Origin of the sequence: Achromobacter pestifer (assembly GCF_013267355.1) — a bacterium.
Lineage (GTDB): Bacteria > Pseudomonadota > Gammaproteobacteria > Burkholderiales > Burkholderiaceae_B > Achromobacter > Achromobacter pestifer_A.
The window spans coordinates 1,416,337-1,431,659 of record NZ_CP053985.1 but is presented as its reverse complement, the minus strand read 5'-3'; the positions used below and the strand labels follow the sequence as shown (position 1 = coordinate 1,431,659).

The window sequence follows — 15,323 nt, the reverse complement described above, 5'->3', positions numbered from 1 at the left end:
CTTGGTGTTACTTGAGCGGCTCGGGGGCGTTGCCGGGCTGGCCAGGATACTGGTTCAGGGGGCTGACCGGAGCGGCGGAGTCGCGCTTGAGCTGGTCTGCCTCTTCCTTCTGGCGCGCCTCGTCTTCCGTGAGGCGCTTGTCCGCCTTTTCGTCGGCGACGGCGTTGGGCGTGTTGATCTGGTAGGGCTGCAGGTCAGGCTGCTTGTCGCCTTCCCAGCGGGTCAGCCGGTCGTTTTCGAACCAGACGGTGAATTTGCGTTCCTGGGCTTCGCCGTAGCCGGGCTTGAAGTAGTAGGGGTAGTCCCAGCGGTTGGCGTGCAGTACGCTGGTCAGCGTCGGGCTGCCCAGGGCGAAGCGCACCTGTTCGCGCGTCATGCCGGGCTGCAGCAGGGCGACCTGCTCCTGGGTGATCCAGTTTCCTTGCTGGACGCCGGCCTTGTAGGGGAAGCCCCACTTGTCCCCCGAGCATCCGGCCAGGGCGACGGCCAGGGCGGCCACCATCAGGCCGGTCTTCAGCGAGCGGGAGGGAATTCGTGCAATCATGGACACTACGCGCCCCTATTATTTGGAAGCAGACAAAACCGTTATCATAAAGGTTTCATAAGGATAGTTCCGCGTGGCGGCATGATTTCGGTGAGCCGGCTCGCGGTGAACCTATCCTGCCCATGCCAACGCGGACGGAGAGCGATTACACCATGAGCGACCAAAGCGAACTGAAGAACATGGGTTTGAAGGCGACGTTCCCTCGCCTGAAAATTCTTGATATTTTCCGGAAATCGGATCAACGGCACCTGAGCGCCGAAGACGTCTATCGCGCCCTGATCGGCGAAAACGTCGAAATCGGGCTGGCTACGGTCTACCGCGTCCTGACCCAGTTCGAACAGGCCGGCATCCTTGCCCGCAGCCAGTTCGACAGCGGCAAGGCGGTGTTCGAGCTCAACGATGGCGATCACCACGATCACCTGATCTGCACGAATTGCGGCAAGGTGGTCGAGTTTTCGGACCCCGAGATCGAAAAGCGCCAGCAAAAGATTGCCAAGGACAACTCCTTCGCGTTGGAAAGCCACGCCATGGTGTTGTACGGCATTTGCGGCAGCTGCATGAAGGGCCGCTGATCCGGCCCTATCGGACGGCCCGCGGCTACGCTCGCGGCGGGCAAGTGAGATCCAAATCCCCTTCAAGTTGAAGGGGATTTTTTTATGGCGGGAATCGACCCTTTTTCTGCCGGAGGGCCGCCTTCAAAAGGCAGGCCGGCAGTTCAGTCTTGCCCGAAGCCTTCCAGCATTTCGCGGGCGTGTTCGCGGGTGGTGGCGGTGAGCTTGATGCCGCCCAGCATGCGCGCGATTTCCTCGACGCGGGCGGAGGCGTCCAGCTCTTCGATGCTGGAGCGGGTGACGCCGCGCGATTCGGCCTTGCTGACCAGGAACTGATTGTTGGCGCAGGCGGCGACCTGGGGCAGGTGGGTCACGCACAGCACCTGGTGGCGTTCGCCGAGCTCGCGCAGCAGCTTGCCGACGGCCTCGGCCACCGCGCCGCCCACGCCGCTGTCGACTTCGTCGAAGATCAGGGTGGGCACGCGCGCGGCGCGGCTGGCAATCACGGACAGCGCCAGCGAAATCCGCGACAGTTCACCGCCCGAGGCCACCTTGGCCAGCGGACGCGGCGTGGTCCCGGCATGGCCGGCCACCAGGAATTCGACCTGCTCGTTGCCCTGCGCGGACGGCGCCGATTCGGCCAGCGTGGGCTCGAATTTGCCGCCTTGCATGGCCAGCGTCTGCATGGCCTGCGTGACCTGCTTGCCCAGGTCCTTGGCGACCTTGCGGCGCGCCGTCGTCAGTTTGGCGGCCGTGGCGTCGTACTGCGCCTGCGCGGCCTGCGTCTGGGCGCGCAGGGCATCGATGTCGCCCGCGGCTTGCAGCGCCTTGAGCTGGGCATGCAGCGTGTCGCGCAGCTCGCAAAGCGCGTCGGGCTCGACACGGAATTTGCGGCCTGTTTCGAACACCAGGCCCAGCCGGGCTTCGACGGTCACGAGCCGCCGCGGATCGAGGTCGACGCGGCTGACGTAGTTGTTCAGGTCCGACACGGCCTCGCTCACGGCGATGCGGGCGGATTCCAGTTCGTCGTACACGCCCTGCAGGCCGGGATCATGGCGCAGCATCTGCTGGATGCGGTGGTTCGCCGAGGTGAGCCGGTGGTGCGCGGAATCGCCTTCGCCGTCCAGGGCTTCGAGGATCTGCGTGGCGCCATCCAGCAGGGATTGCGAATGCGACAGGCGCGTGTGCTCGGACTGCAGCGCATCCCATTCGTCGGGGCCGAGATTCAGCTGATCGAGTTCGTCGACCTGCCATTGCAGGCGGTCGCGCTCGGTGGCCAGGCTGGCGGCGTCCTTTTCGGCGGATTCCAGCTGGCGTGCCAGCGCGCGCCATTGCTTCCAGGCCTGGCCGACCGCGTTGCGCAGTTCGCCATGGCCGCCGTGGGCATCCAGCAGGTCGCGCTGGGCGTCGGCGCGCATCAGGCTCTGGTGCGCGTGCTGGCCATGGATGTCGACCAGGCTGTCGCCCAGTTCGCGCAATTGCGCCACGGTGGCGGGCGTGCCGTTGATATAGGCGCGGCTGCGGCCCTGGGCGTCGATGACGCGGCGCAAGGATAGCTCCGTGTCGGCGTCGATCTGGCGCTCTTGCAGCCAGGCGATCAGCCCTTTGGGCGTATCGAAGACCGCGGTGATGTCGGCGCGCGGCGCGCCTTCGCGCAGCATGCTGGCGTCGCCGCGCTCGCCCAGCGCGAGCGCCAGCGCGTCCACCAGTATGGATTTTCCCGCGCCGGTTTCGCCGGAAAAGACGGTGAAGCCGGGGCCGAAATGGATCTCGGTCTGTTCGACGATGACGAAGTCGCGGATATGCAGGGTGCGCAGCATGTCGGGGCGCTTACTACTCTACGTTGTCGGAGGCTTCGGGCATCAGGTTCCAGTGCAGCTTGCGGCGCAGGGTGGAGAAGAAACTGTAGCCTTCGGGATGCACGAAGCGGATGGTATAGGGCGCGCGCTGCACGACGATGCGGTCGCCCGGCTGCAGGTCGGACCAGGTCTGCATGTCGAAATGCACGCTGGCGCCGACCTCCACGCGGCCCATGGCCGTGAGCGTCATGTTCAGCACGCCGCTGTCGGGAATGACGATGGGGCGGTTGGACAGCGTTTGCGGCGCCACGGGCACCAGCACCATGGCGTTCATGCCCGGATGCAGGATGGGGCCGTTGGCCGACAGCGCGTACGCGGTGGAGCCCGTGGGCGTGGCGATGATCAGGCCGTCGGCGCGCTGCGTGTACATGAAGGCGCCGTCCAGCTCCACCCGCACTTCGATCATGCCGCCGCGTCCCGCGCGGTTCAGCACGACGTCGTTCAGGGCGGACGCGGAATACATTTTCTGGTCGCCGCGCCACACGCTGCCTTCCAGCAGCATGCGTTCCTCGATCTGGAAGCTGCCTTCGAGCACGCGCGCCAGGGCGCCGTGCGCGTCCTGCAGCGCGATGTCGGTGATGAAACCCAGGCGCCCGTGGTTGATGCCGACCAGCGGCATGCCATAGGGAGCGAGGTGGCGGCTTGCGCCCAGCACGGTGCCGTCGCCGCCCATGACCACGGCCAGCGACGCGGTCTTGCCGATTTCCTCGAGCGTGGCGACGGGGTATTCGGTCAGTCCGGTATTGCGCGCCGTGTCCGCATCGATGAGCACCTGCCGGCCCGCTTGCGTCAGCGCGTGGGCGAGTGCTCTCAGCGGTGTGTCCAGGCCGGTGTCCTGGTATCTGCCGATCAGGGCTACGGTAGGAAAATGCATGGCTGCTTGCGTATCAAGAAAGGCCAGACCAGAAGCCGAAACCTGCCCGGAATGGGCGGTTTAGCCGATTATATGGGGCCGCATATGGGCTTGCGGGACAAAAATCGCCTCAATTGAAAAAGATTCCCTAAAATACTTGCTATGGATGACCGCGCACGCGCACTACTGAAAGCGTTGATCGAACGCTATATCGCCGATGGGCAGCCAGTCGGCTCGCGGACGCTATCGAAAGTTTTCGACTTGTCCCCGGCCACGATCCGCAATGTGATGGCGGACCTCGAAGAACTGGGCCTGATCCACAGCCCGCACACCTCCGCCGGCCGCGTTCCCACGCCGCGGGGCTACCGCATGTTCGTCGATTCGCTGCTGGCGGTGCAGTCCTACCAGCTCGAACCGCACAACATGGGCGAGATGCTGGCAGCCGCCGAACCCACGCGCGCCGTCAACGCCGCGGCGGCCTTGCTGTCCAACCTGACCCAGTTCGCCGGCGTGGTGCTGACGCCCAAGCGCGCGCAGGTGTTCCGCCAGATCGAATTCATCCGCCTGTCCGACAAGCGCGTGCTGCTCATCATCGTCACGCCCGACGGCGACGTGCAGAACCGCATCCTTTTCGTCCAGCGCGACTATGCCGAGGCGGAATTGCTGGAAGCCGGCAATTTCTTCAACATGCATTTCGCCGGCAAGTCCTTCAACGCGGTGCGGCAGACCCTGTCCACCGAATTGGCGCAACTGCGCGAAGACATCTCGCGCCTGATGCAGGCCGCGGTCGAAGCCAGCGCGGAAGCCGCCGAGGACGGCGACGCCATGGTCATCTCCGGAGAGCGCAAGCTGCTGGACGTGACCGACATCGCGTCCGACATGGACCGCCTGCGCAAGATGTTCTCGCTGTTCGAGAAAAAGACCGACCTGCTGCAGCTGCTGGACGTGTCCACCCGCGCCCAGGGCGTGCAGATCTACATCGGCGGCGATTCACAGCTGGTGCCGATGGAAGAGGTCTCGGTCATCACCGCGCCTTACGGCGTGGACGGCAAGGTCGTGGGCACGCTGGGCGTGATCGGTCCCACGCGCATGGCCTACGAACGCGTCATTCCCATCGTGGATATCACGGCGCGCTTGCTGTCCAACGCCCTCAGCCACAACCAGTAGGTCCATCCAAAGCTACGTCCTCCTTGCGGAGGAAGGGGAGTGTTTGTGTTTCTTCGCCTGTTCAAGTACCTGTGGCCTGAGCGCTATCTGCCGGAACCCGAGCAGGAAGACCCCTTCGATGAAGACCCCGCGCCGCGCGGGCCGGGCAAGGTCGGCGTGCTGCTGGTGAACCTGGGCACGCCGGACACGCCGGGCAAGCAGGACATACGCAAGTACCTGGGCGAGTTCCTGTCCGACCCGCGCGTGATCGAGATTCCGCGTTATCTGTGGAAGCCCATCCTGCATTGCCTGGTCTTGACCATGCGGCCCAAGAAACTGGAGCCGCGCTACGCCGGCGTCTGGATGAAGGAAGGCTCGCCGCTGATGGTGTACAGCCAGCGCCAGGCCGATGGCGTGCGCGCCGCCCTGGCCGAAGCCGGGATCGACGCCGTGGTGGAGCTCGGCATGCGCTACGGCAACCCCTCGATCCCGGACGCCGTCTCGCGCCTGCGCCGGCAGGGCTGCGAGCGCATCCTGACCGTCCCGCTCTATCCCCAGTACGCCGCCAGTACCACCGCCACGGTGGTGGACGCGGTCACGCGCCATGCCGGCCGCCTGCGCGATCAACCCGAACTGCGCTTCATCAAGCGCTTCCACGAAGAGCCGGCCTACCTGGATGCGCTGGCCGGCCGCATCGAGCGCTACTGGCAGGAGCACGGCAAGCCGCAGAAGCTGGTCATGAGCTTCCATGGCCTGCCGCGCTATTCGATCGAACTGGGTGATCCCTACTACCGCGATTGCATGGACACGGCGCGTCTGCTGTCCCAGCGCCTGTCGCTGCCGCGTGAACAGATCGAGGTGACCTTCCAGAGCCGCTTCGGCACCGCCCGTTGGCTGGAGCCCTATACCGAACCTACCCTGAAGGCGCTGGCCGCGGCCGGCGTGACCGAGGTCGATGTGGTGTGTCCGGGTTTTGTGGCAGACTGTCTGGAAACCCTGGAAGAGATCAGCCTGGAATGCCGCGACGCCTTTATCGGGGCCGGCGGCAAGCGCTTTCGCTACATTCCGGCGATCAACGACGATCCTGCCTGGATCGCAGGGCTGGCCGACCTGGTGGCACGCCACTTGCAGGGATGGCCCACGCAAATCACGGACTTGAAGGAGAAGGCGCATGCACCATGATCCCAAGACTGGAAAAATCGTCAAAAAGGGGCAGGTCAGCACCCCTGTGGACGAAGATCAGGTGGAACACGAACTGGACGAGGCGCTCGCCGAGACCTTTCCCGCCAGCGATCCCATCGCAATCAGCCCCGAGCCCGACGAGGACCGGGACGTGGATCGCGCCCTGAAGGACAGTTTTCCCGCTAGCGATCCAGCCGCGCCCGCGCAGCCTCACAAGAAGTAGGCTGCCGCGGCGGCGGTCCGCCGTTAGCCGGGTGGTGGCAGAAAACGCCGAATTCGTGCTTGCAGTCTTAGATTTGACGGCATTTGGCAGAAATTGGGCGGATTATTGATTACATTCCACGTGCCTCTGCTACCCGGAGCCGTCAGGGAATATTTGCTTTCCCGGGCTTGAAATAGGGGTATTGGCCCCCATTCATGTCTGCGAAAGCCATACTTTTTGGAGGATTCCCCATGACGGCACCCCATGAGCCTGTAGATCAGACGCCCGAAGTCGGCCAGAACGCCGATGCGGCCTCCGCCGCCGAGGACGCCGTGCAGGCCGAGCTGAACGAGTTGCGCGCCCAGCTGGACGCCGCCCAGGCTACCGTCAATGAGCAGCAGGACCAGCTCTTGCGCGTACGGGCCGAAGCCGACAATGTGCGCCGCCGTGCCCAGGAAGACGTGTCCAAGGCGCGCAAGTTCGGCATCGAGTCGTTCGCCGAAAGCCTGGTTCCGGTCAAGGACAGCCTGGAAGCCGCACTGGCCCAGCCTGACCAGACCGTTGAAACGCTGCGCGAAGGCGTCGAAGTCACGCTCAAGCAGCTGACGGCCGCCTTCGAGCGTAATCTGCTCAAGGAAATCGCGCCGGCGCAGGGCGACAAGTTCGACCCGCACCAGCATCAGGCCATTTCGTCGATTCCCGCCGAGCAGCCCGCCAATACCGTGGTGCAGCTGCTGCAAAAGGGCTATGCCATCACCGATCGAACCCTGCGTCCGGCGTTGGTGGTGGTGTCCGCCGGCCAAGGCTGAACCGGCCGCGCGCCATGACAGATCCCCGGTTCGACCCCGCCCAGGTATTCCAGGTGTTCGGCATGCGTCATGTCGACACCCAGGGATTCGACGCGGCGGTGGTCCAGGCGCCGGGGGCGGACCTGCGTTGCGTGTTCCTGTGGGGCCAGGATTGCTACAACTGCAATCTTTTCAAGCAGGCGGCCTTGCTGCATCAGGACACGCTGCTGGGACTGGGCCTGAGCTGGTTCGAGGCCGATGTCTACGCGGATGAAGCGCTGGGCAGGCGTTTTTCCCTGCATGGCGTCCCCACTTTTGTGCTGTACCGGGCCGGCAAGCGGCTGGGCCGTATCACGGGTTGGCCCGGGTTGCCCCAGTTCACGGCGGCCATCCACCGTCTGCAGGACGCGGCTGCGGAAAATTCCAGCCAGGCGTCTTGAAAAACCCCTCGGGCAGCCCCAGTTATGTGGGGACAAGAAGTTTCTCTCTATTTTCACAGATTCAATCAAGGTAACCGACCATGAGCAAGATTATTGGCATCGACCTGGGCACGACCAACAGCTGCGTGGCTGTCATGGACGGCGGGCAGGTCAAAATCATTGAAAACGCTGAAGGCACTCGCACCACCCCCTCCATCGTTGCCTACATGGACGATGGCGAAACCCTGGTGGGCGCGCCGGCCAAGCGTCAGGCTGTGACCAACCCGCGCAACACCCTGTACGCGGTGAAGCGCCTGATCGGCCGCAAGTTTGAAGAAAAGGCTGTGCAGAAGGACATCAACCTGATGCCTTATGCCATCGTCCGCGCCGACAACGGCGACGCCTGGGTGGAAGTGCGCGGCAAGAAGATGGCGCCTCCCCAAGTGTCGGCTGACGTGCTGCGCAAGATGAAGAAGACCGCCGAGGACTACCTGGGCGAAGAAGTGACCGAGGCCGTCATCACCGTGCCCGCCTACTTCAACGACAGCCAGCGCCAGGCCACCAAGGACGCCGGCCGCATCGCCGGCCTGGAAGTCAAGCGCATCATCAACGAACCTACCGCTGCCGCGCTGGCGTTCGGCCTGGACAAGACCGAAAAGGGCGACCGCAAGATCGCCGTCTATGACCTGGGCGGCGGCACGTTCGACGTGTCCATCATCGAAATCGCCGACGTGGATGGCGAAAAGCAGTTCGAAGTGCTGTCGACCAACGGCGACACCTTCCTGGGCGGCGAAGACTTCGACCAGCGCATCATCGACTACATCATTGCCGAGTTCAAGAAGGAACAAGGCGTTGATCTGTCCAAGGACGTGCTGGCCCTGCAGCGCCTGAAGGAAGCCGCCGAAAAGGCCAAGATCGAACTGTCCTCGACGCAGCAGACCGAAATCAACCTGCCGTACATCACGGCGGATGCCTCGGGTCCGAAGCACCTGAACCTGAAGATCACGCGCGCCAAGCTGGAAGCGCTGGTCGAAGAACTGATCGAACGCACGATCGAGCCCTGCCGCGTGGCCATCAAGGACGCCGGCGTGAAGGTTTCCGACATCGACGACGTGATCCTGGTCGGCGGCATGACTCGCATGCCCAAGGTCCAGGAAAAGGTGAAGGAATTCTTCGGCAAGGATCCGCGCAAGGACGTGAACCCCGATGAAGCCGTCGCCGCTGGCGCCGCCATCCAGGGCTCCGTGCTGTCGGGCGACCGCAAGGACGTGCTGCTGCTGGACGTCACTCCCCTGTCCCTGGGCATCGAAACCCTGGGCGGCGTGATGACCAAGATGATCCAGAAGAACACGACCATCCCGACCCGGTTCTCGCAGACCTTCTCGACCGCTGACGACAACCAGCCGGCCGTGACGATCAAGGTGTTCCAGGGCGAGCGCGAAATTGCCGCGGGCAACAAGGCCCTGGGCGAGTTCAACCTCGAAGGGATCCCGCCGTCGCCCCGCGGCATGCCGCAGATCGAAGTCACGTTCGACATCGACGCCAACGGCATCCTGCACGTGTCCGCCAAGGACAAGGGTACCGGCAAGGAAAACAAGATCACCATCAAGGCCAACTCGGGTCTGTCGGAAGACGAGATCCAGCGCATGGTCAAGGATGCCGAGGCCAACGCCGAGGAAGATCACCGCGTCGCCGAACTGGCCCAGGCGCGCAACCAGGCCGATGCGCTGGTGCATGCCACCCGCAAGTCGCTGACCGAGTATGGCGATAAGCTCGAAGCTTCCGAAAAGGAAAGCATCGAAGCCGCCATCAAGGACCTGGAAGACACGCTGAAGGAAGGCGACAAGGCCGCGATCGACGCCAAGGTGGAAGCCCTGTCGACGGTTTCGCAGAAGCTGGGCGAAAAGATGTACGCCGACATGCAGGCGCAACAAGCCGCCGGCCAGCAGCAAGCGGCCGACAACGCGAAGCCGGTGGACGACAATGTCGTCGACGCCGACTTCAAGGAAGTCAAGCGCGACCAATAATGGCCGGGCGCTGACCTGCCTCTGCCGCCCGGTAGCCGGAGAAATCCGCCTACCGGGCGTACTCATTCTGTAGCACTGAAAAGAAGGCTCGTTTTCGAGCCCACGGATCATGGCAAAACGTGACTATTACGAAGTCTTGGGCGTAGCGAAGAACGCCTCGGACGACGACCTCAAGAAGGCCTATCGAAAGCTGGCCATGAAGTACCATCCGGACCGCAATCCGGACAGCAAAGAAGCCGAAGAGAAGTTCAAGGAAGCCAAGGAAGCCTACGAGGTCCTGGGCGATGAACAAAAGCGCGCCGCGTACGATCGCTACGGACACGCGGGCGTCGACCCCAACTCCGCCGGCATGGGCGGCGGCATGGGCGGCGGTTTTGCCGACGCCTTCGGCGATATCTTCGGTGAAATCTTCGGCGGCGCCGGCGGCGGCGGCCGTCGTGGCGGCGGCCCGCAGGTTTACCGCGGCGCCGACCTGAAGTACGCGCTGGAAATCACGCTGGAGCAGGCCGCGGCCGGCTTCGACACCGAGATCCGCGTGCCCAGCTGGGAACACTGCGACACCTGCCACGGCTCGGGCGCCAAGGCCGGCACCTCGCCCAAGACCTGCCGCACCTGCGGCGGCTCGGGCGCCGTGCGCATGCAGCAGGGTTTCTTCAGCGTGCAGCAGACCTGCCCGACCTGCCACGGCAACGGCAAGGAAATCACCGATCCGTGCCCCGCCTGCGACGGCGTGGGCCGTATCCGCCGCAACAAGACCCTGCAGGTCAAGATTCCGGCAGGCATCGACGACGGCATGCGCATCCGTTCCAGCGGCAACGGCGAGCCGGGCATCAACGGCGGCCCTCCGGGCGACCTGTATGTGGAAATCCACATCAAGCAGCATAAGATCTTCCAGCGCGACGGCGACGACCTGCACTGCGAACTGACCATCCCGTTCACCTCGGCGGCGCTGGGCGGCGAGCTTCAGGTGCCGACGCTGGGCGGCAAGGCCGAGATCTCGATCCCCGAAGGCACGCAGTCCGGCAAGACCTTCCGCCTGCGCGGCAAGGGCATCCGCGGCGTGCGCGGCAGCTACCCGGGCGATCTGTACTGCCATGTGGTGGTGGAAACGCCGGTGCGCCTGAGCGAGGACCAGAAGAACATCCTGCGCCAGTTCGAAGCCTCGCTGAACGACGGCGGCGACCGCCATTCACCGCAAAGCAAGTCCTGGACCGACCGGGTAAAGGAATTCTTCAGCTGAATCGCCTGAGCCAAGACGAAAGCCGCGACCATGGTCGCGGCTTTTTTTTGCCCGAGGGCGGATTCGAGGCATGGGCAGGGCGCATACGAAAAGACCGCGGCTTGCGCCGCGGTCCCGTGCTGCTGCTACTGCTACTGCGAGTACTGCAACTGCTGTATCGACTTCGACTTCAAACTTCAGCTTCTACATCTACTGCTACATCTACTGCTACTTCGACCGCCGCTGTCGCCGATAAAAAACCGGCCTCAAACCATGATGCCGTCCGAGGCCGGCCGGGCCACAGCAAGCAGCTCACCGGGTGATCGGCGGGTACTCGAGTTCGCCGAACGTGTATTGGCCGCTGGCCTTGGCTTGCGCCAGTTCCTGCTGGACTTCAGCGCGCGTCTTGGCGCTGGCGGGGGCGGACACGGCCGCCGGGTATTCCAGTTCACCGAAGGTGTACTGGCCGCTGATCTTGGCTTGTTGCAGCTGGGCTTGCACTTCCTGCGAGCTCAGGCTGGTGGTCTGGGGCAGGGCGGGCGGATAGTCCAGCTCGCCGAAGGTGTATTGGCCGCTGGCCTTGGCTTGCTGCAGTTCGGTTGCGACCTGGGCGCTGCTCTTGGCTTGTTCCACGCCGGCGGCTTGGGCGCCAGCGCCAACCAGGGCCAGGGATAGCAACAGGGTGGTGGTTAGGGTTTTCATGGTAGACCTCCAATTCGTCTTGGGTGGGGACCGAATCCGGCGGCCCTCCGTCGTGGTTCGTTGTGTGTTCCCGATGACTGAATTGTGCGCGTTGTTTCACCTGGGATAAACCCTGATATCTTGAAAACATCTTTCCAAATAGTCGAGTAATCCAATCAACTAGTCAGATTTCATCCATTTTTGGCATGATCTAGGCATGATTCTGCGAATTTTGGGGAACTGGCTCGGGCCAGCAGCGCAAAAAAAAGCCCCGCCGTAGCGGGGCTTTCCTGGGTGACGGCTAGGCTCAGGGCGCCGGCTTCTTCTTGAAGTCGCCGGCTACCGCCGTGCTGAAGCCGTCCGCGCGCAGGGTCTTGCGCAGGGCCGCATTGACCGAGTCGGCCGTCAGCGCGGAGATCTTCTTGTCCATCTCGGCGGACCAGGCGAAGGTGCGGCCGCGCTGCATGTAGTCCAGCCAGGTGCCGGCCAGGATGTCGTCCTGGGCGCGGGCCAGGTTGCGGTAGTTCAGCAAGGCGGTGATGCCGTCCGAGATTTCCTTGTCCGTGAAGCCGTCCTTCAGCACGCGCGCCAGTTCTTCGCCGATGGCCTTTTCCAGGCGCTCGCGGTTTTGCGGCGCGTAGATGGCGTACATGGTCCAGCTGCCGGAGGGCTCGAACGACGAGACCGCCAGCGAGCTGCGCACGTTGTACGACAAGCCCTCGGTTTCGCGCACGCGGTTCCACAGGCGCGAGGTTTCGGAGGCGCCGAACAGATAGTTGGCCAGGTACAGCGCGGCGTAGTCCGCATCCGTGTCCTGCAGCTTCAGCGGCATGCGCGAGATGTAGAACGCATTGGCCTTGTCCGGCGTGTCGATGTCGAACTGCTTGGCGGGAATGTCGCGGTACGGGTTGGACACGCGGGTGTAGGCGGGCGCCTTCTTCCAGCCGGCCAGCCCGGTCTTGAGCGCCTTCTCCACGGCCGCGGGCTCGAAATCGCCGACTGCCGAGTACTCGATGTTGCCGGCGCCGTAGAACTTGGAATGGAACTTGGCCAGGGCGTCGCGGTTCAGGGCGCGCACGCCGGCCAGCGATTCCTCGAAGGTCGGCACGTAGCGCAGGTCATTGGCGGGCCACGGGTTGTCCTGGCGGGCCAGCGCGCGTCCGGCCAGCGCCGAGGGTTCGGTCATGGCGTTCTGGATCGAGGTTTCGAGCTGGCGCTGGTATTCCTCCAGTTGTTCCTTGGGGAAATTGGCGTTGCGGACGATGTCCAGCGCCAGGGCGGTGAGTTCGGGCAGGTTTTCGCCCTTGGTCGACATGGCGATCTTGAGCGTGGTGCCGCCGCCGCTGAAGCCGAGTTCGGCCTGCAGCTTGTCCAGGCGGTCCTGGATGTCCTGGCGCGACAGCTTGGCCGTGCCGCGGGTCAGCAGGTCGGCTACGGCGCTGGAATTCACGCGTTGGCCGAGCAGGTCCTTTTCATTGCCGAACTGGATCAGCATCTGCGCTTGCACCCGGTTGCCGCGCGTGGCCTTGGGCAGCAGCGCCAGCTGCACGGGCCCGTTGGGCAGATCCAGCTTCTTGCGTTGCGTCAGCTTGTCGATGTTCTCGGGCGTGGGATCGAAGGCCGAGGCCGCCTTGAAGTCGGGATCGCCCTTGTAGTCCTTGAATACGGCGGTCAGGTCCACGCGTTGCTGCTGCGGCGCGCGCAAGGGCTTCTCGGTGGGGATGTAGCGGCCTTCGATGCTGTTGCTTTGGACCAGGTAGGTGGTCGCGGCGCGCTGCACCTCGGCCAGCGTGGCCTTGCGGGCGCGGTCGCGCTGCAGGAAGAACAGGCGCCAGTCGCCGGCGGCGATGGCCTCGGATAGCGCCACGCCGACCTGTTCTGGGTCGCTGTAGGTCTGCTCCCAGGCGGTCAGCCATTTGCTGCGGGCGCGGTCCAGCTCCTGCTGGGTGAACGGCTTCTTGGAGAGGGACTCCAGCGTGCTGGTCAGCGCCTTCATGGCGGCGTCCAGGCTCTTGCCCGGCGTCAGCTGGGCGGCAAACATCGCCAGGCCCGGGTCCAGGTTTTCCATGGTGAAGCCGAACACGCCGGAGGCCAGCTTGGTCGGGACCAGGGCGTGATAGAGACGGCCCGAGGGCGTGTCGGCCAGGATGGTCGCAGCCAGGTCCAGCGGCACGAAGTCGGCGCTGCCGGCGGCCGGAATGTGGTACATGGCCGCGACCAGCGGCGTGCCGCCCGTGCGGCGCAGGGTCACGGAACGTTCGCCGTCCTGCGCGGGTTCAACCGTGTATTCGGGCGGGAGCTTGCGTTCGGGCTTGGGCAGCTTGCCCAGTGTTTCCTCGATATCGGCCAGCGTCGCCTGCGTGTCGAACTTGCCCGCCACGATCAGCACGGCGTTATCGGGCTGGTAGTACTCGTGATAGAAGGCGCGCAACTGGCCGATGTCGACGTTCTCGACATCGGAGCGGGCGCCGATGGTGTTCTTGCCGTAGCTGTGCCACTGGAAGGCCGCGGACTGCATCTTCTGCATCAGGATGCGGAAGGGGCTGTTTTCGCCGCTTTCCATTTCGTTGCGGACCACGGTCATTTCCGAATCCAGGTCTTCCTTGGCGATCAGGGAATTGACCATGGCGTCGGCCTGCCAGCCGAGGTACCACTTGAGGGTTTCGGGGTTGGAGGCAAAGCTGGCGAAATAGTTGGTGCGGTCGCTGGAGGTCGAGCCGTTGGCCTGCAGGCCGCGGCGCGAGAACTCGCCCATGGCGTTGCGGGTGGTGGAGGTGCCCTTGAACAGCATGTGTTCCAGCAGGTGCGCCATGCCCGTCTGGCCATAGTTCTCGTTGCGCGAGCCCACCAGGTAGGTCATGTTGACGGTGGTGGACGGCTTGGACTCGTCGGGAACCAGCAGCACTCTCAGGCCGTTGGCCAGGCGGTATTCGGTGATGCCTTCAATCGAGGCAGCCTCCGAGACGCCCGCCGGCAAGCTGGCGGCGCCGGCCTGAAAGGCGAGGAAGGAGGAAAACAGCAGCACGCTCAGCGGGCGCGGCAGCTTCGATAGGGACAGGCGCATGGCAGACAATTCCTTTGGCATGGCAGAATCCGTTGGAGTGTATACGTTGGCAATGGTTCAGGGGCGCGGCGCGGTGTTCTCCGCGGCGCGGGGCCCGGGACCGCAAGCAAGGAAGTCCGCCATGTCTCTATCCCTGGAAGTCGAAACGCCGCGCCTGGTGCTGCGCCAATGGCGCGCCGCCGACCGTGAACCTTTCGCGGCGCTGAATCAGGATCCCCGCGTCACCGAGTACCTGCTGCCGCTGAACGCACAGGAAAGCGATGCGCTTGCCGACAGGCTGGCCGCCGGCATCGACGAGCACGGCTGGGGCTTCTGGGCCGTGGAGGCGCCGGGCGTGGCGTCTTTCATCGGCTTTGTCGGCATCAAGCCGCTGGCGCCCACCCTGCCGTTCGCGCCCGGCGTGGAGATAGGCTGGCGCCTGGCTCAGCGGCACTGGGGCAAGGGCTACGCCAGCGAAGCGGCCGAGGCCGCCTTGCGCGCGGGGTTCGAGCAAGTCGGGCTGGACCAGATCGTGGCCTTCACGGCCACGGGCAATCTGCGCTCGCGCGGGGTGATGGACCGCTTGGGCATGAGGCAGGATCCGGAAGGCTTCGACCATCCCGCCGTCCCGCTGGGGCATCCGCTATGCCGGCATGTGTTGTACCGGATCGGGCGCCAGGACTGGCGTGCGCGAGAAAATGGTGACGCAGATGCAGGCGCCGCGCCGGTTGCGGCGGCATAAGGGTCCGAGAGCGCCGTCCAGCCAGGATGCTGCGTCGCAATATGGCGAAACGGCGGGCTGATTTGAG

At 64.4% G+C, this 15,323-nt stretch carries 14 protein-coding genes; 9 read left to right on the top strand and 5 right to left on the bottom strand.

The genetic code is table 11. The features are described from left to right. Positions 1–7: 7 nt before the first annotated feature. The gene (locus tag FOC84_RS07050) at positions 8–544 is read right to left on the bottom strand and encodes an outer membrane protein assembly factor BamE (RefSeq protein WP_173143796.1); all 537 of its coding nucleotides are present in this window, start codon (positions 542–544) and stop codon (positions 8–10) included. A gap of 152 nt (positions 545–696) precedes the next feature. Between FOC84_RS07050 and fur the strand changes: the two genes are divergently transcribed. Beyond that, positions 697–1,116, top strand: coding sequence for a ferric iron uptake transcriptional regulator (gene fur / locus FOC84_RS07045; RefSeq protein WP_043543731.1), 420 nt, complete (start codon positions 697–699; stop codon positions 1,114–1,116). 143 nt (positions 1,117–1,259) lie between these two features. On the opposite strand, the gene recN is transcribed toward fur, so the two are convergent. After that, positions 1,260–2,915 (bottom strand): DNA repair protein RecN, encoded by a 1,656-nt coding sequence (recN, locus tag FOC84_RS07040; RefSeq protein WP_173143795.1) that lies wholly within the window; start codon positions 2,913–2,915, stop codon positions 1,260–1,262. Between the two features lie 13 nt (positions 2,916–2,928). Continuing rightward, the gene (locus FOC84_RS07035) at positions 2,929–3,828 is read right to left on the bottom strand and encodes an NAD kinase (protein WP_054450031.1); all 900 of its coding nucleotides are present in this window, start codon (positions 3,826–3,828) and stop codon (positions 2,929–2,931) included. Positions 3,829–3,969: 141 nt separating this feature from the next. Between FOC84_RS07035 and hrcA the strand changes: the two genes are divergently transcribed. The 7 genes from hrcA to dnaJ all read left to right on the top strand — a co-directional run bounded on the left by hrcA (position 3,970) and on the right by dnaJ (position 10,811). Continuing rightward, positions 3,970–4,974, top strand: a complete 1,005-nt coding sequence (hrcA, locus tag FOC84_RS07030; RefSeq protein WP_088138698.1) for a heat-inducible transcriptional repressor HrcA — start codon at positions 3,970–3,972, stop codon at positions 4,972–4,974. A 45-nt stretch (positions 4,975–5,019) separates the two neighbouring features. After that, a complete protein-coding gene (hemH, locus tag FOC84_RS07025) occupies positions 5,020–6,135 on the top strand; it encodes a ferrochelatase (RefSeq protein ID WP_173149996.1) in 1,116 nt (371 codons plus the stop codon). Further along, positions 6,125–6,358 carry a hypothetical protein gene (locus FOC84_RS07020; protein ID WP_088138699.1) on the top strand — a complete coding sequence of 78 codons (234 nt, stop codon included), beginning with the start codon at positions 6,125–6,127 and terminating at the stop codon, positions 6,356–6,358. The genes hemH and FOC84_RS07020 overlap by 11 nt, the downstream gene beginning before the upstream one ends. Positions 6,359–6,588: 230 nt before the next feature. Beyond that, positions 6,589–7,146: a nucleotide exchange factor GrpE gene (grpE, locus tag FOC84_RS07015; protein WP_173143794.1), complete on the top strand. Its 558-nt coding sequence runs from the start codon at positions 6,589–6,591 to the stop codon at positions 7,144–7,146. Positions 7,147–7,160: 14 nt separating this feature from the next. After that, positions 7,161–7,565: a thioredoxin family protein gene (locus tag FOC84_RS07010; protein ID WP_173143793.1), complete on the top strand. Its 405-nt coding sequence runs from the start codon at positions 7,161–7,163 to the stop codon at positions 7,563–7,565. Positions 7,566–7,645: 80 nt separating this feature from the next. Then, positions 7,646–9,571, top strand: coding sequence for a molecular chaperone DnaK (gene dnaK / locus FOC84_RS07005; RefSeq protein WP_173143792.1), 1,926 nt, complete (start codon positions 7,646–7,648; stop codon positions 9,569–9,571). Between the two features lie 109 nt (positions 9,572–9,680). Further along, complete coding sequence (dnaJ, locus tag FOC84_RS07000) at positions 9,681–10,811, top strand: molecular chaperone DnaJ (RefSeq protein WP_173143791.1); 1,131 nt, start codon at positions 9,681–9,683, stop codon at positions 10,809–10,811. A gap of 291 nt (positions 10,812–11,102) precedes the next feature. On the opposite strand, the gene FOC84_RS06995 is transcribed toward dnaJ, so the two are convergent. Together FOC84_RS06995 and FOC84_RS06990 are read right to left on the bottom strand one after the other, a co-directional pair. Next, positions 11,103–11,492: a DUF4148 domain-containing protein gene (locus tag FOC84_RS06995; protein ID WP_173143790.1), complete on the bottom strand. Its 390-nt coding sequence runs from the start codon at positions 11,490–11,492 to the stop codon at positions 11,103–11,105. A gap of 286 nt (positions 11,493–11,778) precedes the next feature. Then, the gene (locus tag FOC84_RS06990) at positions 11,779–14,535 is read right to left on the bottom strand and encodes a M16 family metallopeptidase (RefSeq protein WP_173143789.1); all 2,757 of its coding nucleotides are present in this window, start codon (positions 14,533–14,535) and stop codon (positions 11,779–11,781) included. Between the two features lie 121 nt (positions 14,536–14,656). Here FOC84_RS06990 and FOC84_RS06985 point away from each other — a divergent pair, with 121 nt between their 5' ends. Beyond that, the gene (locus FOC84_RS06985; RefSeq protein WP_173143788.1) at positions 14,657–15,256 is read left to right on the top strand and encodes a GNAT family N-acetyltransferase; all 600 of its coding nucleotides are present in this window, start codon (positions 14,657–14,659) and stop codon (positions 15,254–15,256) included. The last annotated feature ends 67 nt before the right edge of the window (positions 15,257–15,323 follow it).

Bases quoted from the DNA above. Each gene is read 5' to 3' on its own strand.
- FOC84_RS07050 (WP_173143796.1), bottom strand. From the start codon at position 544: ATGATTGCACGAATTCCCTCCCGCTCGCTGAAGACCGGCCTGATGGTG.
- fur (WP_043543731.1), top strand. From the start codon at position 697: ATGAGCGACCAAAGCGAACTGAAGAACATGGGTTTGAAGGCGACGTTC.
- recN (WP_173143795.1), bottom strand. From the start codon at position 2,915: ATGCTGCGCACCCTGCATATCCGCGACTTCGTCATCGTCGAACAGACC.
- FOC84_RS07035 (WP_054450031.1), bottom strand. From the start codon at position 3,828: ATGCATTTTCCTACCGTAGCCCTGATCGGCAGATACCAGGACACCGGC.
- hrcA (WP_088138698.1), top strand. From the start codon at position 3,970: ATGGATGACCGCGCACGCGCACTACTGAAAGCGTTGATCGAACGCTAT.
- FOC84_RS07020 (WP_088138699.1), top strand. From the start codon at position 6,125: ATGCACCATGATCCCAAGACTGGAAAAATCGTCAAAAAGGGGCAGGTC.
- grpE (WP_173143794.1), top strand. From the start codon at position 6,589: ATGACGGCACCCCATGAGCCTGTAGATCAGACGCCCGAAGTCGGCCAG.
- FOC84_RS07010 (WP_173143793.1), top strand. From the start codon at position 7,161: ATGACAGATCCCCGGTTCGACCCCGCCCAGGTATTCCAGGTGTTCGGC.
- dnaK (WP_173143792.1), top strand. From the start codon at position 7,646: ATGAGCAAGATTATTGGCATCGACCTGGGCACGACCAACAGCTGCGTG.
- dnaJ (WP_173143791.1), top strand. From the start codon at position 9,681: ATGGCAAAACGTGACTATTACGAAGTCTTGGGCGTAGCGAAGAACGCC.
- FOC84_RS06995 (WP_173143790.1), bottom strand. From the start codon at position 11,492: ATGAAAACCCTAACCACCACCCTGTTGCTATCCCTGGCCCTGGTTGGC.
- FOC84_RS06990 (WP_173143789.1), bottom strand. From the start codon at position 14,535: ATGCGCCTGTCCCTATCGAAGCTGCCGCGCCCGCTGAGCGTGCTGCTG.
- FOC84_RS06985 (WP_173143788.1), top strand. From the start codon at position 14,657: ATGTCTCTATCCCTGGAAGTCGAAACGCCGCGCCTGGTGCTGCGCCAA.